The 22,486-nt window shown below is 57.2% G+C and carries 18 protein-coding genes; 8 read left to right on the top strand and 10 right to left on the bottom strand.

The features are described 5' to 3' along the window. Window positions 1–97: 97 nt before the first annotated feature. Together PR017_RS21700 and gstA are read right to left on the bottom strand one after the other, a co-directional pair. A complete protein-coding gene (locus tag PR017_RS21700) occupies window positions 98–592 on the bottom strand; it encodes a GNAT family N-acetyltransferase (protein WP_111219397.1) in 495 nt (164 codons plus the stop codon). Window positions 593–733: 141 nt separating this feature from the next. Continuing rightward, complete coding sequence (gene gstA, locus PR017_RS21695) at window positions 734–1,351, bottom strand: glutathione transferase GstA (protein ID WP_111219399.1); 618 nt, start codon at window positions 1,349–1,351, stop codon at window positions 734–736. A gap of 37 nt (window positions 1,352–1,388) precedes the next feature. Between gstA and PR017_RS21690 the strand changes: the two genes are divergently transcribed. Then, window positions 1,389–2,309, top strand: coding sequence for a LysR family transcriptional regulator (locus tag PR017_RS21690; protein WP_206423160.1), 921 nt, complete (start codon window positions 1,389–1,391; stop codon window positions 2,307–2,309). Window positions 2,310–2,381: 72 nt separating this feature from the next. Here PR017_RS21690 and PR017_RS21685 read toward each other — a convergent pair whose 3' ends face one another. Beyond that, a complete protein-coding gene (locus tag PR017_RS21685; RefSeq protein ID WP_240538963.1) occupies window positions 2,382–3,203 on the bottom strand; it encodes a LysR substrate-binding domain-containing protein in 822 nt (273 codons plus the stop codon). Between the two features lie 157 nt (window positions 3,204–3,360). On the opposite strand from PR017_RS21685, the gene PR017_RS21680 reads away from it, so the two are divergent. Continuing rightward, window positions 3,361–4,578: an MFS transporter gene (locus PR017_RS21680; protein WP_111219405.1), complete on the top strand. Its 1,218-nt coding sequence runs from the start codon at window positions 3,361–3,363 to the stop codon at window positions 4,576–4,578. 74 nt (window positions 4,579–4,652) lie between these two features. On the opposite strand, the gene PR017_RS21675 is transcribed toward PR017_RS21680, so the two are convergent. Further along, window positions 4,653–5,546 (bottom strand): LysR family transcriptional regulator, encoded by an 894-nt coding sequence (locus PR017_RS21675; RefSeq protein WP_111219407.1) that lies wholly within the window; start codon window positions 5,544–5,546, stop codon window positions 4,653–4,655. Between the two features lie 186 nt (window positions 5,547–5,732). Here PR017_RS21675 and PR017_RS21670 point away from each other — a divergent pair, with 186 nt between their 5' ends. The 5 genes from PR017_RS21670 to PR017_RS21650 all read left to right on the top strand — a co-directional run bounded on the left by PR017_RS21670 (window position 5,733) and on the right by PR017_RS21650 (window position 13,871). After that, entirely contained in the window at window positions 5,733–6,200 is a 468-nt protein-coding gene (locus tag PR017_RS21670) for a DMT family transporter (RefSeq protein WP_111219409.1), read from the top strand. Window positions 6,201–6,203: 3 nt separating this feature from the next. Continuing rightward, window positions 6,204–6,635 (top strand): DMT family transporter, encoded by a 432-nt coding sequence (locus PR017_RS21665; RefSeq protein WP_111219411.1) that lies wholly within the window; start codon window positions 6,204–6,206, stop codon window positions 6,633–6,635. Window positions 6,636–6,898: 263 nt separating this feature from the next. Then, complete coding sequence (locus tag PR017_RS21660; RefSeq protein ID WP_111219413.1) at window positions 6,899–8,044, top strand: site-specific integrase; 1,146 nt, start codon at window positions 6,899–6,901, stop codon at window positions 8,042–8,044. Between the two features lie 184 nt (window positions 8,045–8,228). Continuing rightward, entirely contained in the window at window positions 8,229–8,699 is a 471-nt protein-coding gene (locus tag PR017_RS21655; RefSeq protein ID WP_111219415.1) for a hypothetical protein, read from the top strand. A gap of 258 nt (window positions 8,700–8,957) precedes the next feature. Further along, on the top strand, window positions 8,958–13,871 hold the full coding sequence (locus tag PR017_RS21650) for a glycosyltransferase (protein ID WP_240538964.1): 4,914 nt from the start codon (window positions 8,958–8,960) through the stop codon (window positions 13,869–13,871). 142 nt (window positions 13,872–14,013) lie between these two features. Here the strand turns inward: PR017_RS21650 and PR017_RS21645 are convergent, their stop codons facing one another. Continuing rightward, the gene (locus PR017_RS21645; protein ID WP_111219419.1) at window positions 14,014–14,226 is read right to left on the bottom strand and encodes a DfrB family trimethoprim-resistant dihydrofolate reductase; all 213 of its coding nucleotides are present in this window, start codon (window positions 14,224–14,226) and stop codon (window positions 14,014–14,016) included. Window positions 14,227–14,286: 60 nt separating this feature from the next. Further along, window positions 14,287–14,859 (bottom strand): recombinase family protein, encoded by a 573-nt coding sequence (locus tag PR017_RS21640; protein WP_111219421.1) that lies wholly within the window; start codon window positions 14,857–14,859, stop codon window positions 14,287–14,289. A 145-nt stretch (window positions 14,860–15,004) separates the two neighbouring features. Between PR017_RS21640 and PR017_RS21635 the strand changes: the two genes are divergently transcribed. Then, entirely contained in the window at window positions 15,005–17,965 is a 2,961-nt protein-coding gene (locus PR017_RS21635; protein ID WP_111219423.1) for a Tn3 family transposase, read from the top strand. A 511-nt stretch (window positions 17,966–18,476) separates the two neighbouring features. On the opposite strand, the gene PR017_RS21630 is transcribed toward PR017_RS21635, so the two are convergent. The 4 genes from PR017_RS21630 to repA all read right to left on the bottom strand — a co-directional run bounded on the left by PR017_RS21630 (window position 18,477) and on the right by repA (window position 22,486). Further along, window positions 18,477–18,635, bottom strand: a complete 159-nt coding sequence (locus PR017_RS21630; RefSeq protein WP_154677466.1) for a hypothetical protein — start codon at window positions 18,633–18,635, stop codon at window positions 18,477–18,479. Between the two features lie 109 nt (window positions 18,636–18,744). Next, window positions 18,745–20,067 carry a plasmid replication protein RepC gene (repC, locus tag PR017_RS21625; protein ID WP_111219427.1) on the bottom strand — a complete coding sequence of 441 codons (1,323 nt, stop codon included), beginning with the start codon at window positions 20,065–20,067 and terminating at the stop codon, window positions 18,745–18,747. 203 nt (window positions 20,068–20,270) lie between these two features. Beyond that, a complete protein-coding gene (gene repB, locus PR017_RS21620; protein ID WP_111219429.1) occupies window positions 20,271–21,275 on the bottom strand; it encodes a plasmid partitioning protein RepB in 1,005 nt (334 codons plus the stop codon). Next, window positions 21,272–22,486 (bottom strand): plasmid partitioning protein RepA, encoded by a 1,215-nt coding sequence (repA, locus tag PR017_RS21615; RefSeq protein WP_111219431.1) that lies wholly within the window; start codon window positions 22,484–22,486, stop codon window positions 21,272–21,274. The genes repB and repA overlap by 4 nt, the downstream gene beginning before the upstream one ends.

Raw genomic sequence — 22,486 nt, 5'->3', positions numbered from 1 at the left:
TTGGAAGGCATTCTACAAAGGACGGCTGTTTTCGGACCTTCTCGGTCGTTGGCCGCCAAAAGACGGTGGTGAAAATCCTGACTTTCGCGCAGTGCTATTAGGGGGCGAGCTTCAGATCTTTTTCAAAGCGATGAGTCGATACGATGAATTTCTTTCTGTCGCCCTCTGGCATCCAAAGTGCATCTTCGAAGGAATGAGATAGGTCCCATCCCTCCCGCTTATAGAATCGCTCAGCTCGGAGGTTGCCTGCCGTACAGAGTAACATCGCCTTCGTTATCCCTGCGTCACGCAGAAGTTTTTCCGCGAATGAGAGCAACACGTGGGCTGCACCGGTCCCACGAGCGCGGTTGCTGACGTAGAGTTTGACGACCTCAGCCCCCTTTACGGAGACAAATCCGAGCACGCCAGTGTCATCGGTCGCGACAAAAAATGCGTCTTCCGCCTCCTTCAGCCAGAGAGTGAAGTGGTCCTTGGTCCGAAACGCCAGCACTTCAGTAGGCACGAGGTCAGCATGCGCGTCGTGCCAGCCTTGGTGCCAGAGCTGGACTATCTCCTCGTGATCGGCGGTTTCTGCCGGGCGAATTTTGAGCATACGTTCTCCCTCGGATTTTGTTGCAGAATTCAGTCGCGAAACTCTGACTTTTGCGAGCGAGTTTCGCGACAGAAATTCCCCTGAACTTTCAGGGCCACCGAATCTGTCGCGAACGTTAGAATTTACGCGACTGAGGCCCTCTCAATTCACGGGCGGTATTTCGGCTTCTCGGATTCGAGCTGCGGCTACGGAGGCGCGCGCCTCGATCCGTTGGATGTACGGCGGGATGTTGGGCCAACGGCTCAGATCGATCGCAAATCCCGGCATCCAGCCAAGCACGGTAAACAGGTAGGCGTCCACCACCGTGAAGCTGCCGCCCATGAGGTATGGTGTCTTCTTCAACGTAGCCTCGATCAGATCGAAACGCTTGAACAGCCGGGCCTTGAAGAGGTTCTGTACCGCTTCCGGCAGGTCCTTGTTGAACAACAGAGCCGAACCGCCGTGAATTTCGCTGGTGATGAAATTGAGCCATTCCTGAAGCCGCACACGCTCCAACGTGCCGTTTGCTGGAGCAAGTCCCGCATCCGGCTTTAGGTCGGCAAGATACTGGACCAGCGCCGGCCCTTCCGTCAGCACCTCGCCGTTTTCGAGTTGGAGGGCCGCCACATACCCCTTGGGATTAACGGCAAGGAAGTCTCCACCCTCCGAGGTGCGCTTGGTTCGGTTGTTCACGCGTACGAGATCATAAGGCAGTCCCAATTCCTGCAAGACGATGTGGGGCGAGAACGAGCAGGTGTCGGGTGCGAAATAAAGCTTCATCGGCAATCTCCGTCATGGTCGGCTATTTGGGCAGATATTGACGTGCCGAAAGAAAGAAGACAAATTACTGGAAAAGAAATGTGATATAAGTGTTGCTACTATGAACCTAACGCAACTCCGTAGCCTGATCGCGGTCGCCGAGGCAGGCAGCTTCACCGCTGCCGCCCAGGCGATTGGGGTCACTCAATCCGGTATGAGCCAAGCGCTCGCGGGTCTCGAGGAAACGCTCGGGGTCAAGCTACTTGTGCGGCAACGACATGGCGTTGAACTGACGGCCTTCGGTGAACAGGTGTTAAACCACGCGCGCGCCGCCTTTGCACATCTCGAAACGATCAGGCAGGAGGCAGCGGAAGCGAGGGGGGAGGTCACCAGCTCAATCCGAGTCGCGGCCTTTCCGAGCGTGTTCGCAACAGTTTTATCGCCCCTCCTGCGCCGTTTCCGCTCGCTCCATCCCGGCATCAAGGTTGTCGCGCTGGAGACGGACGACCAGGAGGTGATGACTTGGCTGGAGAGCGGAGCCGTTGACCTTGGTGTGATTTTGAACCCACCCGAGGATAGCGATGCGATCCCGATCGGACAGGACGCATGGGTCGGCATCTTGCCCGTGGGCCACAGCCTTGGAAGACGCGATATGGTGTCCCTCGCGGAGCTCGCAGCCGAACCCTTTGTTCTCGCGACAGGTGGTTGCCATGTCCATGCGCGCACGCTCACCGAGGCTGCCGGTCTATCATTGCCAGATGTGCGGATGGAAGTGCGCGATTGGACGAGCGCTATTGCCCTCGTGCGAGAGGGCGTCGGTGTCGGCATCGTGCCGGAATCAACGTTGACGGAGAAGCGGAAGGGCATCCGGACCGTAAAGCTCGATCCGCCGCTTGTTCGACGGTTTGGCCTGAAAAAATCGCCGGCTCACGAGTTATCTCGTGCGTCAATCCTCTTGATCGAAATGGTAAAGCGGTAGACCTGTCGCAAATCTCCCGACATTTGCTCGATTTTTATAGCTGACTTTTGCAGCGTCCGGAATTCAGGATATCTACGAATCCGCACGGGCTTCAGAGACCAGCCAATCCCGAAAGTGCGCAACGGCGGGTCGTTGCAACGCCTCTGCCGTGCTCACGGCGTAATAGGCGAAATTCGTCGGCCACTGGATTGAGATGGGCCGCACGAGACGCCCGGAACGGAGATCGTCGTCGGCATAGGTATCGCGGACCAGGGCAAGTCCTTGTCCTGCTACGGCCGCCTTCACCATTAGATGATCATCGGAGAAAGAGGGGCCAGGAAGTTGTGCAGACACATCCTCACCATATGCCTCGAACCAGAGCCGCCAATCCGTACGATCAAGGTCGTGCAGAAGAGGAAACGCAAGGCAATCGGCAGGAACCTTGATAGGTGCGCGGTCCTGAAGAAGTTGCGGACTGGCAACAACGATCAGCTCAGGAGCGACGAGAGGGACCGAAAGGAGCCCCGGATAGTCCCCAAGCCCATGCCGGATCGCCATATCCACCGGTTCACGCTTCAGGTCCACGATGCGGCTGTCGGTTTCCAGCTCGATATCGATATGGGGATAAAGCTTCGAGAGGCGCGATAGGCGCGGTATCAGCCAATTCGCTGCGAACGACGCCATGGTGCTGATCCTGATGCGATGACTTGATGACCGCTCCAATCCACGCCGCGCATCTTCGATCCTGCGGAACGGCTCGTCCAGGACTGCGAACAACGTTTGCCCGGCCTCGGTCAACGTGACACCTGCCGCTGTTCTCCTGAACAGCCGATGCCCCGACTGCTCTTCCAGGCTCCGCACCCTCTGGCTGATTGCACCCGGTGTCAGCGACAGGACCTCGGCAGCATCCAGCATCCGTCCTGATCGGGCCACGGCAATGAACGTTTCGAGCAAGGAGAGCGGTATTGTCATGAGGCATATTTAGCACAGCTAAACATGCCCGGTAAAACCGTCGTTTGCCGATCGCCGCTTACTCACGGAATTGTCTTCGAAGGCATGCAGAGGGGATTTTATGGATTCGAGCCGATCATCGACATCAATTCAGCAATGGGCGGTCGTCGCGTTCAGTTTTCTGGCTCTGGCGCTGGCCTTCTCGGCACGGGCCACGCTTGGACTGGTCATGCCGATCTGGTCGCAGGAGCTTGGCTGGTCGCGCAGTTTTGTTTCAGGTTCGGCGGCAGCGGCGCTGCTGGTCATGGCGGCGGTCGCGCCGTTCGCCGGTCGTCTGGTCGATCGGCATGGAGTCAGGTCAACGCTGACGCTCGGCCTTGCGTTGGTCGGGGCCGGGTGCCTGATCGTCTCGGCGACCAGCAATGCCGCCATTTTCGTTTTGGCTTTCAGCGGAGTGTCGGCGCTCGGCTTCGGGATCGTGGCAACGCATGTGGTATCGACGGCCATCGCAAAGCAATTCGACACAAACCGTGGGCTTGCGACAGGCATCGCCACCTCCGGCTCAACCGGCGGGCAATTCCTGATCGTTCCCCTGGTCGCGGCGGTTCTGACTGCCTTCAGTTGGCGGTGGAGTTTTTTCACTATCGGACTTGCCTGCCTCGTTCTCATCCCGCTCCTGTGGCGGACACTGGCGACAAAGGATGGCCCTAAGGAAAACGTTTCGTCTTCTATGCCATCCGTATCCCTGAAAGATGATCTCTCCGCGATTCTCCGGAAACCGGCTTTCCATATCCTGTTCTGGAGCTTCCTTCTTTGCGGCTACACAACGGCGGGCGTGATCGAAACGCATTTCCTGCCCTACGGTTCTTTCTGCGGTTTCGGGCCTGTTCCAAGCGCTGCGGCCTATGGCGTCCTGTCGGCGGTCAACCTGCTCGGCATGATCGGGGCTGGCTGGCTGACCGACCGTATGAACCGCGTCGTTCTGCTTGGCTCGATCTACATCCTGCGCGGACTGACCTTCCTCATCCTCATGAATGTCGGAGCCAGCTATGAATTACTGGTCGTCTTCGCGATGCTGTTCGGCGCTGTGGACTACGCGACCGTTCCGGTGACCGCCAGCGTCGTCGCCAGCCATATCGGCCTACGCGTCATGGGTCTCGCAATGGGGCTGATCTCGGCAGGTCACTCACTCGGTGCAGCGGCGGGCGCATATTCAGGGGGATACATCTTCGACCTGACCATGAGATATGAGTGGGTCTGGCTGATCTCAATCGGGCTTGCAGTCGGGGCGGGCCTCATGGTTTTCATGCTGCGTGACCAACCGAAGCAAACGATATAGGTCTCCTGACAGGCTGTCCCGGAAATCCCGATTTTTGTTCGATATGTTGGCCCGACTTCTGCACAGTCGCAAAATCAGAATTTCTGCGACACACTCGCCTGAGCTACAAAATCGACCAATACGGCGACATTGCGCGAGGGGGCAGCTCCGGCCGGCCACAGAAGCCGAAACACGCCGGCGTCCCGCACATTCCCCTTCAGGATCGATAGCAAGCCGCCATTCTCGATGTGACGGCTGACCGCGATCGACGGCACGCAGGCGAAGCCCGCTCCCTGTTCTGCCAGTTCAATTCTGGCCTCGACACTGTTTGCGACCATTGCGACCGGCAAGTCCAGATCAAGATTGACGCCATCCCTGGCAAGTGGCCAAGCGTCTATCAATCCGCTCCCAGGGTGCCGTCTATGCAGACAACGATGATTGAGGAGATCTTCAGGAGAAGCCGGAATGCCATGGGCGGCAAGATATGACGGCGCGGCAATGATGGTGTGTCGAAAGCGCCCGACGATCCGTGTCATGAGGCTGGAATCGCGAACCTCTCCGGTTCGAATGGCGAGGTCGTAACCCTCACCCACAATGTCCACGAGCCGGTCGGTCAATTCGAGTTCCAGCCGCACCTCGGGATAGACCTGCATGAAGCGCCGAAAGATCGGCATGAAGCTCATCGCCCATGTGGGCAGGCTGATCCTCATCGGGCCGCGAACGTTCTGCCCGGCTTCCGATAGTTCCTGCGCCGCCAGTTCTATTTCGGAAAGGATACGCCGCGCGCGGTCGAGAAACAGCGCACCTTCCGTTGTGAGGCTAACGCTGTGCGTGGTCCGGTGAAGCAACCTTGCGCCTAATCGCTGCTCAAGGCGGGAAACGGCCTTTCCGATCGCCGAGGCGGAAAGGCCGAGTTGGCGACCGGCCTCCACGAAACTGAGCGTATCCGCCACCCGCACGAATATCTTCAGCCCGCCAAAATTCTCCATGCCACTTTGCTCCTTTTAGGGACAGAATAGTCCGCATCGACCGGAAAGCCAGCGCCTTTCGCGGACTGAGTGAAACCCTTAATCTTAAGACATTCCCGCGCCTCGCGATGAGGATGTGCGAGAATGTGAAGGCACTCTTGACACCATTTGTGTCCGGGCCTTCCGCGTCAAAAGGATGCCGGAATAATGCAAAGGCCCATCGACTGGACCATCTTGCTCGCGCTGGTCGCCGGCGTCGTGCTGGCGGTCATGACCGATTGGAACAGCCAGCTTGCCCGGCACAGCTCGCCGCTCTTTGCATCGTGGACGGCGCACGGCATTGGAACAATCGCCGGCTTGGCCCTCGTCCTCATCCTGTTGCTCAGAGGCAAGACAACGACCGTAAGCGTGCCGCATCGTTGCTGGCCGTTATGGGCCTATCTTGGCGGTGTTCCGGGGGCCTTCACCGTTTTGCTCGCCGCAATCACGGTCAATAGCGCTCTCGGTCTTGCGGGCACTTTGGCCTTGCTGCTGGTCGGGCAAATGGCGTTTGGCGTGTGTGCGGATTATTTCGGGCTCTTCCGCCTACCGCGCCGGCAACCGCAGCTCCGCGAGACCATCGGGTTTGTGCTGGTTCTGATCGGAAGCATGGTCATCATAGTGGCGAGGAGTTGAACAATGCTGACATTGATCGGCCTCGCATTGCTGAACGGCATCCTGATAGCAACGAGCCGGGTCATCAACGGGCATCTCGGTCGGAAGGTCGGGGCGATCCGCACTGCCCTATGGGCGCATGCGGTCGGCTTCATTTTCCTGTCAGTGATCATCGCCACGATGTTCCGAAACAATTTAGCCGTGGAGCCGGCAGTACCTACAACGGCATGGCTCGGTGGCATCCTGGGCGTTGCCTTCGTAGCACTTAACAGTCACGCAGTTCCGAGGCTGGGGGCTGGCAAGACAACCAGCTTTGTCGTGGGCGCACAAATGCTGGCGAGCATGGCGATCGACAGCCTGAGCCTCCCTTTTTCAGAGGCGACGATGACCGCTCTTGGCGGAGCCGCCATCATTGTCGCCGGCGTTTGGATGGCGGCATTCGTGAGCAAGAAGTAGCTGATGGCTTGTCGCAAATCTCCCAATTAAAGCGACACTTGTTTTCCTGACTTTAGCGACGTCGCAGAATAGGGAGTTTTGCGGCAGCCGCAATGTCAGTGTTGGCGCATTCCGGCCAATCCAAAAGATTCCAATGATCCTGGCAGTTAATAAACTGTATCATTACAAAGAAATTAATTCCGCTTAATCAAGCTGATCGACACAGAAAGAATCGGGGCAAATCACGGCCCGGAGGCCGCCGAAACCTTACTTTTGGAGCGCCTGTGGCCAAACCCAAAACACTGACCGCCGTCGAGCGACGCGCCGAAGAACTTGACACCATTGCCTCCGTCCTGCCGATGGAGCGCCGCGACGAACTCGCCGAGCTTCTTACTGACCAAGACATCGAGACGCTGCGCCATCTCGTCAACCAGGGCATGGGCGACAACACGTTGCGGGCGCTCACCTCGGATCTCAGTTATCTCGAGGCGTGGGGCTTGGCAGCCACCGGACGATCGCTGCCCTGGCCGGCGCCCGAAGCGCTCCTACTAAAATTCGTTGCGCATCATCTCTGGGACCCGCAGCGGCGCGAAACGGATGCCGATCACGGCATGCCGGCCGACGTCGACGGAAACCTTCGAAGCCAAGGGTTCCTGAAATCCGTCGGCCCGCATGCGCCGGCGACGGTGCGCCGAAGGCTGGCGAATTGGTCGACCCTGACCAAATGGCGCGGCCTTGATGGCGCATTCGCCTCCCCTGCCCTGAAATCGGCCATCCGCCTTTCGGTTCGCGCCGTCCCCCGGACGCGGGGTCGCAAGAGCGCCAAGGCGGTCACCGGTGACGTGCTGGCAAAACTGCTGGCGACCTGCGCTAGCGACAGCATGCGCGATCTCCGTGACCGGGCAATCCTGATGGTAGCGTTTGCGTCCGGCGGCCGGAGGCGCAGCGAGATCGCTGGGCTGCGCCGCGAGCAGCTGACCGTCGAGCCACCGATCCCAGTCGAAAACGGCGCCCCCCTCCCCTCTCTCGCCATCCATCTCGGCCGCACGAAAACCACCTCCGGGGAAGAGGACGACGTCGTCTATCTGACCGGCCGCCCCGTGGAGGCGCTGAATGCCTGGATGGTTGCCGCGAAAATCGACAAGGGCAGCGTGTTTCGGGGGATAGGGCGATGGGGCACCATTTCGAAACGGGCGATCGATCCGCAGTCAGTGAATGCGATCCTGAAGCAGCGGGCGGAAATGGCCGGGTTGGAGAGTGGGGAGTTTTCGGCCCACGGGTTGAGGTCTGGGTACCTGACTGAGGCCGCCAATCGCGGCATACCGCTTCCCGAAGCTATGGAGCAATCGAGGCATCGCTCTGTCCAACAGGCGTCAAGCTATTATAACAGCGCCAAACGACGGACGGGACGTGCTGCGCAGATGCTGTAATTGTTAAAGACATGCTCAAAGGTACCTTTGAGAAGAATCGGATAGCGACACTCTGATTTAACTTATTCGACGCTGTCGCGCGTGAGCGTCTCCTACAGGGATCCTTTACCGTATCGTCGTTCGTCCCTTGCATCAAATCCCTTCATGCTTCAACCAGCAATCGGGGTAATGTGATGAGGTTGTGATGGAGCGGTTAAAGGAATGGGCTTGGTGGTGCTGGGATCTGGTCGGGGGATGGGTTCACACCGTCGATCATTGGTTCGACGTTGTTTTCTATCCGATTGAGAAGGCCTCTGTCTCGGTAGTTGTAAGAGCCTGGGATCTGCGAAGCTTCCTGATTGGGGCAGGCGGGGTCGCCTTTGGCGTCGCTGGGCTCTACAACACGTATCTCCTTTCCCAAGATCCAAGCTACAATTCTGGGCTGCTGGCGGGACTGATGTTTATCCAGCTTATTTGCCTCGCCCTGAGTATCTTTGGCCTTTGTCTTCAGTTTCAGGACAACCAGGACGGCCCGATTGGCATGCGCGCGTCCATCTTTGCAGGCTACATGGGCTACTATTTCAAGACCTTGTTCGCCGGGATCGTGTCGGTTCTGGCAGGGACCACGGAACAGATGCAGTGGCTTTGGGCAAAGTCCAACCTGCTCTTCTACTAGTCGAGCACAACAGCTCCTAGCAGTCCCACTAGTCGATGGCTGATCGATCTTGCGTCCTGATGGGAACGTCAACGCTCCGGACGTTTTGAGACGTATGCTGGTGGAGTTGATACTCGCCCTCGTTTCGACCCAACAGGGGTCATAATTGGGAGAGCAGCCATCCCGATTAATCAAATATAACAGAAGGATGCGTTGAACCCAAGGCTGAGATGGGTAGTATGGGGTACTGCGTCCTTGAGGTGATAGAGATTGGCAAATGTGGGGATAAATAGCGGGTTCAGCTGGAACCGCGAATGGATGCCGTTGGTCTCACGATACGAGGTCATCACGAGCTCTGGCCCGGAAGACGCGGGGCAACAATCCGCTCCTGTAGCACTGCTTGATATTGCCGATACACCGTGCCTGGTGCTTTTGAGCGAACCGGGAATGGGAAAAACTTCGGATTTAGCTTCGCTCGCTCAATCGCTGCGTGACAGAGGCGAGCAAGTCGATCTTGTTTCAGTCCGTGATCCAGACTTTGCCGGGGTCCTTGATGCCTTGCTGGTTTCCGACCATTGCCTGGGCTGGACGGATGAACACCGGGAATGGCACATCTTAATCGACGGTGTGGACGAATTGGCCGGGGGGCTGGATCCGAAGCGCCTGCTGGAGGGCTTTCTTGATCGGCTCTTCGCACTCGGCAAACGCGGCCGCCTCAAGATTGCCTTTACCTGCCGCACCTCAGCGTGGACCGACCAACTTGATCAAATGGTCAAAGACCGATGGCCGCCAGATGCTCACAAACGCCTTTCGCTATTGCCTCTGGCGGACAGTCAGATTCTCTCGGCGATCAATAGCTTTGAGTTGTCAGCAGAGAACCGGGCCATCCTGACGGCTCACTTGTCGAACGAGAAAATGCGTGCGGTCGCAGGTCGGCCGTTACTGCTGGCAATCCTGTTGGACCAATATAGGAAAGGCGGCACTTTCCCCACACGACAAGCTGATCTGATCTACACCGCAATTCTTGCGGCCCTCGGTTCGGTCGATGGATCATCCGTCGACGTTCAATTGGCGATGGCCGGTCGGCTAGCGGCCGCCTGCACATTCTCCGATATACGTCGGTTGACGACGGCGGTAGGCTCGACCGACACTGAAACGTTGTCTGTTTCAAGTATTGCGGGCGGCATCGAACCGACTAAGGGAGATTTGGTCACCGCAACACCGGCACAGTTCTCGCTTTGCTTGAAATCTCCGCTTTTCGTCGAAGTCGCGCCTAAAACTTTCCAGTGGTCGCATCGAATTTTCAGCGACTTACTAACAGCTCGCTACCTTGCAGACCACCGGCTGTCAGCAGAAGAAATCCTGTCGCTCCTGATCGTGCCGGAGATTGGAGGGCCAGGTGGTGTTGCGCTGCACCTCACCGAAGTGGCTGGATGGACCGCTGTGATGGTTCCAGGCGTCTTCAGCGAGCTGATCGACCGACAGCCAGATGTGTTGCTTCAGTCTCAGGCATTGGCGCTTGAACCCGCCGACCGCGCACGCTTGACGGAGGCATTGCTCGATCGGTTAGCCAACGGGGAGCTCCTAGACCGGTATAACGAGATACTGCCGCTCCTTGGCCGGCTCGATCACGACGGACTGGAGGAGCAGCTTCTCCCACTGATTACGAGAGACGACACCCCACCTTTTCAACGCAGGGCAGCGATTGATTTGGCGGCGGAAGCCGGAAAAACCTCGCTCTCCGGTGTTATTCTGAATGTGGCTACCGCGCCGCGCGTTGATGGCATCTTGCGGACTATCGCGGCGCGCTCCGTTCGAAAGCTCATTGGTACCAAGTCTGACGAACTTCTGGCTCCGATCCTTTTTTCTGATCTCACGAGCGACACCGACGATCGCCTACGTGGCACTGTCCTGCAAGCGTCTTGGCCCGGCAGCCTTTCCTTCCGGCAATTGCTCCTCGCGCTGACGGCTCCTAAGCGAAGCAATCTGATCGGCCCATACCAGATGTTTCTATCCCGTTTCGAAGCGCCAGAGATGACAGCGGAGCAGGCCCTCGAAACGATAGAGTGGTTAAATCTGAGGCTGGACGCCGATGACGACGGACAGAATTATCTTGAAACCGTTGGAACACGACTGTTTTGGGCATCTGCGGGCCAAGTCGCAGCGCCCCAAGTTGCAGATGCGATGGCCGCATTCATCGTTGCCGCAGATCGCAATGTGGCACGCTTTACAATTGAGAGAGGAGACCGCACTTCGCATTGGCCGAACGCTCCGCTGGCGCGTGCGACGCTCGTGGACAAAATTCTTCAGCGAAGCCAAGATGCACTCCGTAGCGTCATCCTCATATTTCAAACCCTCCCAGATCTACTTGTACCGAACGATCTCAGCGAATACTTGGCGAAGATTACTGGTACTCGCGATGATTCCCTTCAACTCGCGCTGTCTCGCATCATCGTTGAGCTGAGTCTGCAATTGCCGATCGATACGATGGAAGAGGTGTGGAATGCCGCCTTAAATATCCCACCATTGCAACAAACCCTCTCTGCGCATTACTCAGTCACTTTAGATTCTCCGGCGTCTGACTACATGCGCCAAAAATTCCAAAGGGAACGCGATGCTGAGGGGCTCCGAGCATCCGAAAAGCTGAAATCGTCCGCCTGGAGGGACGGTATCGAAAAGCTGCTCAACCGGATCGAAGCAGGTGACGCACAACTTTGGTGGCAGCTCAACCTCCAGCTTTTCCAGGAACCGACAGGCAGCTTCGATCCCCACTTTGAGTTCATGTCGGATCTTACCCAGACGCCCGGCTGGGGCGCACTTGAAGCGAGCCAGCAGGCAAGGATTATACGGACCGCATCAGACTATCTCGTGAAGTCACCTCTTGCTGAGACAAGTTGGCTCGGCACCAACACCAGCCATCGACCGGCCAATGCTGGCTTGCGCGCCCTGCGGTTACTTTGGGAGAATGCTCCTGACACGTTTGCTGCATTGAGTGACGAGACCTGGGCCACTTGGTCTCCAGCTGCGGTCGGGTTCCTTGGAAATGATTTCAACCAAGATGATGCGCAGCGCCATCTCGTCCGGGAGGCTTATCGGAAAGCTCCGGCTGCGGTCATGCTTGCAGTCCAGCAAATTGCGACTGGCAGTGGTTCAAAGGGTCTTTCTTCTCGTGTGCTCGATCTGTTGGAGTGGGCACTTGATTCGCGTTTGGCAAGCTTCCTCCGGGACCTCGACCAATCGCACGACCTCACGCGCCACGAGGAGACGCCGTCAATACTGGGTTTTCTCGTCCGAAACGGTGACGGTCAGGCGGTAGCGAGCGTCATCGCGGCATTGGAAAAGGCAGGAAGTGACACACCACCGGAGCCCTCGCAAACTGCGTTGATCGCGGAGGCCACGGTCGAACTATTGCGCCGCGACCCACAAGAAATTTGGCTGAAGCTCCTTGAGCTGCGAGGTAAAGACGAAGAACTTGCAAGGGCGATCTGGGCACAATTTGCAGAACAAGTGGCGTTCAATCAAGGACCGAAGCTCGATGTTTTGTCTGAGTACGACCTCGCCCAAGGATATATCGACCTAGTTTCTCTGTTACCAGAGCGCCCTTCCCAGGAGGCTGGAGGGCGGCTTCTGCGGTCGCCAGATTTTGTCGAACAGCTACGCAGTATTCTGCTTAGCAGGCTCGTAGGGCGTGGCACGAACGTGTCGCTTGAACAACTGCACCGAGTTAAACACGCGGTTCCAGATGGGCATGAGGCTCTGCAATGGTCAATTGAGGAAGCGCGTCGGAATGTCCGCGCAAACCATGTTCGACGGGAAGATCCAGCGGATGTCCTTGCACGCATCTCCACTATGGGGCTTCAATCAGCGCCAGAAGAATTGCAGGCTGATCGCGGAAGAAAATCCCACCTTGACGCCTTGGCAGACGGTCAGATCGAGATTGATGTTCCCGCTCCGAAGGTCCGAGAGGCGGGAGCGCTTCCTGAAGCGGAGCGCAAAACCATCTTAGCGGTGGCGTCTGAGTGGATGTCCCTCCACGGAGGCATCTCAACTCTCAATCGAGAACTTTGCAGAGCTTTGGCAGCCTTAGGTCACACGGTTATCTGCCTGGTTCCAGATGCCACAGAAGCTGAAATAAATGATGCGACCGGTGTAAAGGTGAACCTGGTCGCGTGTCCCGAATCTGTTGGTATCTCCGGCATCGACCGACTATTGCTTTGCCAAGCCGCAGATATTGGCGGCCTGCCAGAGCTTGTCCTCGGACATGATCACATTACGGGTCGTTTTGCCAAAGCTCTTGCGACGCGTTTTCACGCTAAGTACGTGCACTTCCTACACACGATCCCGCAAGAGAATGAAGGCTTGAAAAGCCCCAAAGCTGATCGACCTCGCAACGTTCTCGGGGGCGAGACAAAATTGCAGAACCAACTGGACCTCGCTGGCGCGGCAAATCTAGTGGTTGCCATTGGCCCGCGGATCCAGAAAAGCTTTCTGGCGGAAGCAATAGACCCTCCGCCGGTTTGTGTTTTAGTACCTGGCCTGAACCCTGATCTTCTGACGCTCAATCCAGATCCTGCGAAGTTGCATCTTAACATGTGCATCATGTCAGCGCGCATGGAAGATGCGGTCGCAAAAGGCGGCATGTTGGCATGCAATGTCATTAAAATCGTGGGCAACGGGCGCGAGTGGACGGTGCACGGCCTCCCAGTCCTGATCATGCGTGGTTTTTCGGAAGATGCGAATGCCGAGTTTGCCCGCATCGGGGAGCTTTCAGATTACGCCCAGTTTGTGCAACCCCGCTCGTTCACGACAGATCCTCTGAAACTCACAAATGGCTATTTGAAAGCCGCGCTGATCTTGATGCCCTCCGTGGCAGAGGGTTTTGGCCTTACCGGGCTGGAAGCAATCGCTGCGGGCGTTCCCGTTGTTATCTCGAGCTCAAGTGGCTTGGCCGACTATCTGCGTGGAGCCGTCACGAACGATGGGCTATCGCGAGAGCTGGTAGAATCCTGTATCGCGCCAGTTCATCTTTCCGAAGAGGAAACAAGAAATGCTTGGGCTGAGAAGGTTGACGCCGCCTTGTTCAATCGCGAGGAGGCTTTCCAGCGTGCAGCAGACTTACGGAAGGCCTTGAGACTTCAGCTGACATGGGAGCATGCAGCACGAAGGCTTTCGAGCGAGTTCTCCGCACTTTGACAGTCATGTCATTCCCCCGCTGCCAACTGTGAACATGCGAGTCTGGCTCTTTGATCAATGATGATTTCCAACTTGCCGAGGACAGTCGGAGGACATCGCGTTCGTTTCCCGCTAGCCAACGCTAAGCGTTGGGATCATCAGATTAATCTGAGCGTGGCGGCATCCACATTTCGATCGCTGTTTCAGGATAAATTTGTACCGATCCCGGCTCGAAGTAACTTTCAATTGCGTACCCAAGGTTGGTCAAATCAGTCCGGTACCAGCCGACAATTTTGCCGCGCCACGACGCGCGGCCCTTCTTTGCGGCATAGTCACCCATTTGAAACTTGGCATCTGAAGGCCATGGATTGAGCATTTTATCTCCAATCGAACGCGTTTAACTCTTGTATTGACGAGGTCGGAATCCAAGAGTTCTCTATTTTGTTGAACGACTTACACCCAGGCGACGCATTTCGCGATAGACCGTCGATCGTCCTAGGCCGAGCTGTTTTGCGGCTTCGGCCGGCGATGTTTGAGCTTCGATGAGTTTGATCGCTGCCTCGACCCTCTTCATGTCGAGCGGCTGCCGCCCTGGTAACTTTCCTTTTGCCCGTGCTGCGGCGATGCCATCCTTGGTCCGCTCCGAAATCAGCCTTCGCTCGAAATGGGCAATGGCGCCAAATACGTGAAAGATCAATTCGCCGGCGGCCGACGACGTATCAATCTTCTCTTCAAGGCTCAGCAGGTCGATCTGGCACCCGCGCAGCATTTTCACAGTTTCGAGCAATTCGGCCAGTGACCGACCAAGGCGGTCGAGCCGAACAATCGCCAGTGTGTCGCCAGCACGAGCATAGGCGATCAGATCGGCGAGACCGGGCCGGTCCATGCTCTTTCCGGACTTCACATCGGTGAAGACTTTGATCGCACCGGCCTGCTCAAGGCGCATGGTCTGACCAGCGACATCCTGATCGCCGGTCGAGACACGTGCATAGCCGAGAATTGCCCCCATGATGGCGTCTCCGAAACGGTCGTCTTGTGGACGGTGACAACCGCCCTCATTCCGCTATTGAAAAATCGTCCATAGAATACGTCTCTTTATTCCCCGCTGTCCATAGAATATCACGCCCTTTTATGGACGATTTAGCGGGGTAGAGATGCGCAAACATGAACTTCTGACCGAACATGAACGGCGACAGCTCTTATCGATTCCCGAAAACCGCGACGGCCTTGCCCGCCTCTACACCCTTGAGCCGGATGACCTCGACTTGATCCGGGATCGGCGTGAGGATCACAATAAGCTCGGCTTCGCCCTGCAGCTTTGCACCCTTCGTCATCCTGGCGTGCCTCTTGCGCGGATCCTCGGCAAGATCCCAGCCTCAATGATTTCCTTCGTGGCCGAGCAGATTGATGTTCCGGATAGTGTTATTGCGAACTACGGCTTTCGAAGTCAGACGATGACGGACCATGCGCGTGAGTTGGCCCGAATGATGGGTCTGCGGGTGACTGAAAGTAGCGATATCACCATGATGATCGAAGCGGGAGCGGTCGCCGCGGCGGCGACAGATAAAGGAATGCCGATCGCCATTCACATTGTCACGACATTGCGGCAGGCGGGGATCGTGCTTCCCACGATCTCGACAATCGAGAGGGCGGGAATTGCTGGAAGGGCGCGAGCTCGTAAACACGCCAGCCAAGCGCTTATCGGCGGTCTGACCGCCCACCAGTTCGACATTCTCGATTCCCTCGTTCAGATTGATCCCAAGAACGGATTATCGCCTCTGGCGTGGCTGAAGGCATTGCCCGTCGCAGCGAAAGCCGACGGCGTCCGCGATATCCTGGAACGTCTGTCCTTTGTCCGCGCGATCAGCATTCCCGCTGCCCACAGTGCTGCCCTGCATCCCGACCGTTATCGCCAGTTCGTCCGTGAGGGACGTATGTCGCCGTCGTATATGATCGAGCGCTACACCCTTTCACGACGGCGGGCGACATTGGTCGCGTTCCTGATCGACGCTGAGGAACGGTTGACAGATGCCGCGATCGATATGGCCGACAAGCTGATCGGCTCGATGTTCACTCGCGCCAAGAACTCCAAGGCCCGGAAGTATCAGGCAACGGCGAAGGATGTGTCCCGATTGATGCGCCTGTTTCGAGGCACGATTGACGCGTTGGCGGATGCCATCGAGACCGATAGCGATCCGATCGACACGATCAATGCATCGGTCGGCTGGGCAAATCTGCTGCGAGCGCGCCACGAAGTCGCAGAAATGGCGGACACTGCGGATCAGGATCCCCTGATTGTTGCCGCTGACCGCTACACGACACTGCGAAAGTTTGCGCCGGGGTTGATCAACGCGCTTGAATTCCATGCCGGTAGAGGCAGCGCACGGACCATCTCGGCTGTGAGGGTGCTACGAGAGGCCCATCGCACCGGAAAGCGAGAGTTACCGGCCGATGCGCCTATGCCATTCAAAAAGGATTGGCAGAAGATTGTGATCGGAGCAGACGGCAAGATCAATCGTAAGCTTTATGAGATCGCGACACTTGCGCATCTACGCAATAAGCTGCGGTCGGGCGACGTCTGGGTGGAGCGCTCATCATCGTATCGCCGCTTCGACAGCTATCTCCTGCCTCCGCAAATGGCTGCGCCGGTCACCAAGGATTTGGGGCTGCCGGCATCTGCTGACGATTGGCTGGAACAGCGGGGGCGCGAACTGGACTGGCGGCTGAAACGGTTCTCAAAGCGTCTCCAGAAAAGCCAGGTCGAAGGCGTCAACTTCGATGGAAACCGCCTTAGTATTACTCCTTTAAAGTCCGCGGCTCCCGCCAGCGCGGAAACTCTCGTCAGCCAGATCGAAGGTATGATGCCGCGTATACGGATCACCGAGTTGCTGCACGAGGTCGCCAGCCAGACCGGCTTCCTTGGAGCATTCACGAACCTGAGAACAGGACAAACATGCCCGAACAACAGCGCAATGCTGGCTGCAATCCTCGCCGATGCCACCAATCTCGGCCTTTCCCGCATGGCACGTGCCAGCGAAGGCATCACCCGAGATCAATTGATATGGACCAAGGACGCCTACATTCGGGACGATACCTATGCTGCTGCCCTTGGAACGATCATCGATGCGCACCACCGTCTGCCAATCGCGTCGGTCTGGGGCGATGGCACGACTTCAAGCTCAGACGGTCAATTCTTCCGGGGCGGAAAGCGGGCAAAGACCGGCGGTGATGTGAATGCCCGATACGGCGTCGATCCGGGGTTCGGGTTCTATACCCACGTGTCCGACCAGCATGGCCCTTACCACGTGAAGGTCATCTCGGCCGCTACCCATGAAGCCCCCTATGTTCTCGACGGTTTGCTGCATCATGGCACGGGTCTCAATATCTCGGAGCATTACACCGACACTGGTGGAGCAACCGATCACGTCTTCGCGCTCTGCGCCGCTCTTGGTTTCCGGTTTTGCCCGCGGTTGCGCGATTTCCCGGATCGGCGCCTGATCCCGATCGAACCGACCGGCAGCTATCCGGACCTGGTGCCCCTTCTCGGAAAAAGGGTCCGCGCGGACATTATCCGTGAGCATTGGGATGATGTGCTGCGGCTCGTAGCCTCTCTGAAATCGGGCCACGTCGCACCTTCGGCCATGCTGCGAAAGCTCGCTGCCTACGAGCGTCAGAACCAGCTTGATGTCGCCCTTCAGGAAATGGGCAAAATCGAGCGGACCCTGTTCATGCTGGATTGGCTAGAGAATCCGGCACTGCGCCAGCGTTGCCAGGCCGGACTGAACAAAAGCGAGCAGCGTCATGCCCTTACGCAGGCCATCTGCACGTTCAGGCAAGGCCGTATCATCGATCGTAGCCACGAAGCCCAGCAGTACCGCGCCTCCGGTCTCAACCTCGTCATCGCCGCGATCGTGTACTGGAACTCGACCTATATGGCCGACGCGCTTGCGCATCTACGTTCGACCGGTAAGGTCGTGGACGACGCGATGATGGCGCATACCTCACCTGTCGGATGGGAGCATATCGCATTCTCCGGTGATTTCCTTTGGGAGCAAGCCGCGAAAAGCAGATCACGAAAAACGCTTGTCCTAGAAGACGGAGCACAGGCGGCCTGAGTATTCTTTCCCCGTTGACGATAACCGTTGTTCAGTGGGAAACCAACGCGACGCCCTCTTCATGGCCTTCCCCTCCTCCGATCTCCTTATTTTCAGGCATTTCCGCCACAGATGGCCACCAGTGGACGTTTCAGGCAGCTCACGGTAGATGCCGGTTCAACTTCGATTTTCGAGTCTGGTGGGGCTCCGTTTATCCCATAAAACACGCTTTCAACCGGTCGTTTTCTTACGCATTCCTTTTGTACAAGAGCACTCGAGAAAACCATTGCGCGGTGCCGACTGGTCCATCGCCCTGCGCCGAGCGGCCATAAGATTGTAAGACTGTTCAAAGACAGCATCTACGGCTCATCTGAGGCCAGCTATGAGCGAGCGCGTGCTTATGGTGACGCCATCATCTCCGCCGTGCCGCCGCCCACCAATCACGATCAGGCAGTCCAGATCCGCAGGAATAACCAGAGAGGGATTTCCGGCGTGCGGCGTGTCGAGACAGAGAGCGGCGATGCATGGCAGATCACGTTTCTGACGAAGGAAGGCAGGAGAAAGAAACCTTCTCCATCGTTCGGTACGCGAAGAGGTCGCCAAGGAAGAACTCGATTGGCTTGTCGATCACATCAAGCAACTTCAGGACATCATCGCAACGATTTGCGCTGAGCGGCTCAATGGCTAACACTGGCGCTCTCCCTAGCTTGAGAGGCGTCTTCGCCAGTTTAGCCAGAAGCGTTACCGATTGGTTCTGAGAGACGATCAGCTGTATCCCCCGGTCACTCCACCCCTCCCCCTCACCCTGTCCGCTCGCGTCTGCCGGCATTGGCCCTTGCGAGCGACATCAGCATCGGACCGATGGCGAACTCGCCGCGCTCTGTCCTGCGGGTGAGGTCGCGCAAATATCCGCCGGCCGACGTGATGCTGCCGGCCCTTTCCAGCACGCAGGCCATGACGGTCGCTGCATTCTCGGGCCCCATGATGACGCAGGCCTCCTCGTAGGCGCTGGGGCTGACCCCCAGCATCGAGCGGACGACGACGGCTGCCGCCATCATGTCTCGCCAGCTGCCGATACTGCCGCCCGGGCCGTAGGACAGAATTTCCGGGCAGGCCTGCAGCACAAGCCCGAGCGGAAACGCCTTCAGCCCCGGTTGATCTCCGCCGGCCATAGCCAGCCTTCGCGGTTTCACAAGATGGCCATCAGTCACGCTTTTGCGCTCGCCGCTGTCATCCGCTGCAGCGGTGTGTCCCATCGGCATATCCGGCGCCTGTGGTTGGATTTCCGATGTTTCGCTCTGCTTCATGTTCGAAGCTGGTTCAAGATCAGAGCTAGATTCGGGTTTTGAATTCTGTATGTGGCGCTCAGCTTGGGACTCATTGCCGTGCATATTTTGAACAGTTATGCGAACTTCCAACAGGTTGAGTACTTCCTCGCGCAGCATCTCCATCTCTTCGACAATAGGCGTGATGTCATGGATGTCGGGAGAGCGCGGTATCCTGGCCACGAGATCGCGGAAATGGCCATGTACCATCGTCCAGTCGCCCGGCACACCCTCTTCCAGAGCGGTCTCGATCAGCTTGGCAATGTCACGCCGGCAGAGCGACAGGCGCTCGCGCATCGCCCTGAACAGGGCGCGGTCGATGGTGACCTGCGCTGCCAGTGCCTGGATCTCATCGGCACGAGCAATCAGCGGAGCGATATTGAAGCCATAGGCCTGATCGACCTCCCCCTCCCCGTCCCGGCGCGCAAAGCGCTTGCCGTTCGGGCTATCCTTGCGCACCAGCAATCCGGCCTCGACCAGGGCAGCCAGATGGCGGCGCAGCGTTGCCGGCGCAATGCCGTGGGCGCGGATCGACAGCTGGGCGTTGGAGGGAAAGACCACGAGGCCGTGCTTTCCGCTGAGCTCATTGCCCGGATAGAAGCTCAGCAGAGCGTTCAGCACCGCCAGCGCCCTGTCGGACAGGCCGAGCAGCGGCTTTGCTTCGCAGAGCGCACGAAAGATCTTCCACTTGTCGACCGACTGTTCCGGCACGATGTCGTTGGCCTTGTACTGGCTTGCCAGCATGCCAAGCGTCATGGCCCGCCGCCCAAAGGGCGTCGTCACACTTCCCGTCTGCATTTTCTCGTCACCTTTCTTGAGGCAAAAGAAATCCGCTCACCAAAACGATGCCAAAGACACTTGACTGGGATTCATGGAAATGCGATTCTCGATCTTGCTTAAGGAATTGAGAGAGGCTTCCACGACGGAAACGTTTTGGGGGCCTTTTTCTTTTGTAACGGTCTCTCCTTCTCGACCGGTTGATCTTATGACAGCCACACCGTTCAGTGAATGGAGCTGTCCTGATGATTGTACTCGCGCAGCAGATCCGGCATTCGCTCTGCTAGCCATCGCGCGAAAGCGTGTTCCTGCTTAGGGATGGTCACGGTGGTTCCAGAAGAAGTGCGTTTCATGCGGCCAAACAGCCTATCGCCGACGGCAAAATCGCGCATCTCTTCCTGGCTTGCCTCGCTTAACTTATCGAGCGCACCGCTGGCAGCGCGGATTGCAAGTGCGACACGTTCTGAACTGTGCGCCTGTTGAAAGGCGGTTGTTTCAATAAACCTGCGAACAGGCTCTACTCTGCTTGTATCTCTCAATAGGTCCGCGAACGCCGTCCATTTCGGCCGTCCGACGCCCTTGGCTCTACCGATCGCGAAAACGATGTCTTCTGGGATCACATCCGTGACGCGAAAGAGGTGAGACACTGCTGCCTCTGATAGACCAAGGATTGGGCATATCGCGCGATGGGACAGCCCGGCACTTTTTAGCTGGACGGCCCACATAGCTTGCTCAATCCAGGTAAGGTTTTCCCTGACACCATTTTCGAGGGACTGTTCCTCAACCAACTGGCGGTCCGTCAACTCGCGGACGTAGGCTTTGATCCTGATGCTCTCTGGCCGCTCAGTTTCCGCCATTATGGCCTTGATCGCTGCCCAACGACGGTACCCATATGCAAGCTGATAGTGATCGCTTTTGGTGGGATGCGGTCGGACTAGCACAGGGATCTTCTGCCCTTCAGTGACTATCGACATCTTGAGAGCGTCTAGCTCCTTTTCCACCTCCTCATCGCTGTCGAAACGATCCTTGTACGGAGAACGCTCCAATTTATTGGGATCGAGAGAGATGATGCTGTCTTCGCTCAGTTGGGTCAGTGCTCGGCCAACATTCGAAATAACGGGCGACGAATGGCGCCGGGACGGCAAGGACTTTTCTGACGGTTCGGCACTGGTGATGGAACCGCCGCGGCTCTCGGCGTCAGCCATTTTTTGAAGGATGCTCTTTTTCATCGGATACGTCCCCAAACCTTGTGGATCAGATCAAGAATCTCGAAGTTGACGCGATCGGCACTTTCGATGGCCCGTTTCAGTGCCTCTCGTCCAACTTCCCCGGCTTCCAGTTCGTAAAGGGTCTTCTTAGCAACCGCTGCCCCGGCGATGGCAGTAGACTCAAGCGCTTCCGAAACCAGAACGTCGTCGCCAAATAGCCGGCGCATGACACCGGACATGTATTTTTGCGGACCATCGTTTGGATTTACACGTGTCAGCAAGAACCGAAAGAAATCATGTTCGAACTTCGCGCCGAACTGCGCGAGAACCTCAGAGAGGTCAGAGATCATGATGAGGAACTGGTTGCACGAGGCGACATCAAGCATCGCGGGATGAACCGTAATGATCAAAGATGTTGCCGCGTAGAGTGCTGCCAGCGTCGAGTATCCAAGCGACGGGGGTGTATCGATGATTACGATATCGTAGCGATCATCGACACGAGCCAGAGCATTGCTCAGGCGCTCGAAAAAGAGGCCGAGATCATCCCTGTTTTTCGAGGTCAGATAAGACGGTGTGTCAAACTCGAAATCCATCAGCTCGAGATTTCCGGGCACGAGATCAACGCCCGGGAAATAGGTCGGTCTGATAATATCGGCTAGGGACCGGCGCTCATTGTCATATCTTATGGACGCATAAGTAGTTTCGTTCTCACCGAGATCGAATTCCGGCTGAATACCAAAGAGTGCTGTCATTGACGCCTGTGGATCAAGGTCAAGGCAAAGAACACGGTAACCTTGGAGGCCAAGAAAGTGGGCTAGGTGAATGGACGTCGTCGTCTTTGAACTGCCGCCTTTGAAATTGGCTGTGGCAATGACCTGCAGCTTTTCGCCCCTGCGGCGATGAGGCAACAGTTCACCGGCATCGTCAGGGCGGAGTTTAGCGAGGAACGAACGCAGCTCCTTAACCTGGTTTACGGTATAGGTGCGGCGGTTGTTGTCCGCTCTTTCCGGCACTGGCCCCTTCCCTTCGATTGTCAATTGTCGAAGAGTGCTTTCAGGAACATTTAACAGCCGAACAAGATCAAGTGTAGAAAATGTCCGAGCGAATGTCTTCTGCGCCGAAGGCGGATAGACGGCTTCGCGCATGTCGTTGAGTTCTGCAGAGAGCTTCGAAGTGTAAACCCCGATTTTCGATGCCGTATCTCTGACGTTCTGAGAAGCCGGTTGAAGCAT

This window comes from Rhizobium tumorigenes, from assembly GCF_003240565.2.
In the GTDB taxonomy this organism is placed as follows: domain Bacteria; phylum Pseudomonadota; class Alphaproteobacteria; order Rhizobiales; family Rhizobiaceae; genus Rhizobium; species Rhizobium tumorigenes.
This window is presented reverse-complemented; position numbering and strand designations above follow the sequence as displayed.

Excerpts from the sequence above, each read along its gene's own strand:
- PR017_RS21700 (WP_111219397.1), bottom strand. The coding sequence starts at position 592 with ATGCTCAAAATTCGCCCGGCAGAAACCGCCGATCACGAGGAGATAGTC.
- gstA (WP_111219399.1), bottom strand. The coding sequence starts at position 1,351 with ATGAAGCTTTATTTCGCACCCGACACCTGCTCGTTCTCGCCCCACATC.
- PR017_RS21685 (WP_240538963.1), bottom strand. The coding sequence starts at position 3,203 with ATGCTGGATGCTGCCGAGGTCCTGTCGCTGACACCGGGTGCAATCAGC.
- PR017_RS21680 (WP_111219405.1), top strand. The coding sequence starts at position 3,361 with ATGGATTCGAGCCGATCATCGACATCAATTCAGCAATGGGCGGTCGTC.
- PR017_RS21675 (WP_111219407.1), bottom strand. The coding sequence starts at position 5,546 with ATGGAGAATTTTGGCGGGCTGAAGATATTCGTGCGGGTGGCGGATACG.
- PR017_RS21670 (WP_111219409.1), top strand. The coding sequence starts at position 5,733 with ATGCAAAGGCCCATCGACTGGACCATCTTGCTCGCGCTGGTCGCCGGC.
- PR017_RS21665 (WP_111219411.1), top strand. The coding sequence starts at position 6,204 with ATGCTGACATTGATCGGCCTCGCATTGCTGAACGGCATCCTGATAGCA.
- PR017_RS21655 (WP_111219415.1), top strand. The coding sequence starts at position 8,229 with ATGGAGCGGTTAAAGGAATGGGCTTGGTGGTGCTGGGATCTGGTCGGG.
- PR017_RS21645 (WP_111219419.1), bottom strand. The coding sequence starts at position 14,226 with ATGCTCAATCCATGGCCTTCAGATGCCAAGTTTCAAATGGGTGACTAT.
- PR017_RS21640 (WP_111219421.1), bottom strand. The coding sequence starts at position 14,859 with ATGGGGGCAATTCTCGGCTATGCACGTGTCTCGACCGGCGATCAGGAT.
- PR017_RS21635 (WP_111219423.1), top strand. The coding sequence starts at position 15,005 with ATGCGCAAACATGAACTTCTGACCGAACATGAACGGCGACAGCTCTTA.
- repC (WP_111219427.1), bottom strand. The coding sequence starts at position 20,067 with ATGCAGACGGGAAGTGTGACGACGCCCTTTGGGCGGCGGGCCATGACG.
- repB (WP_111219429.1), bottom strand. The coding sequence starts at position 21,275 with ATGAAAAAGAGCATCCTTCAAAAAATGGCTGACGCCGAGAGCCGCGGC.
- repA (WP_111219431.1), bottom strand. The coding sequence starts at position 22,486 with ATGCTTCAACCGGCTTCTCAGAACGTCAGAGATACGGCATCGAAAATC.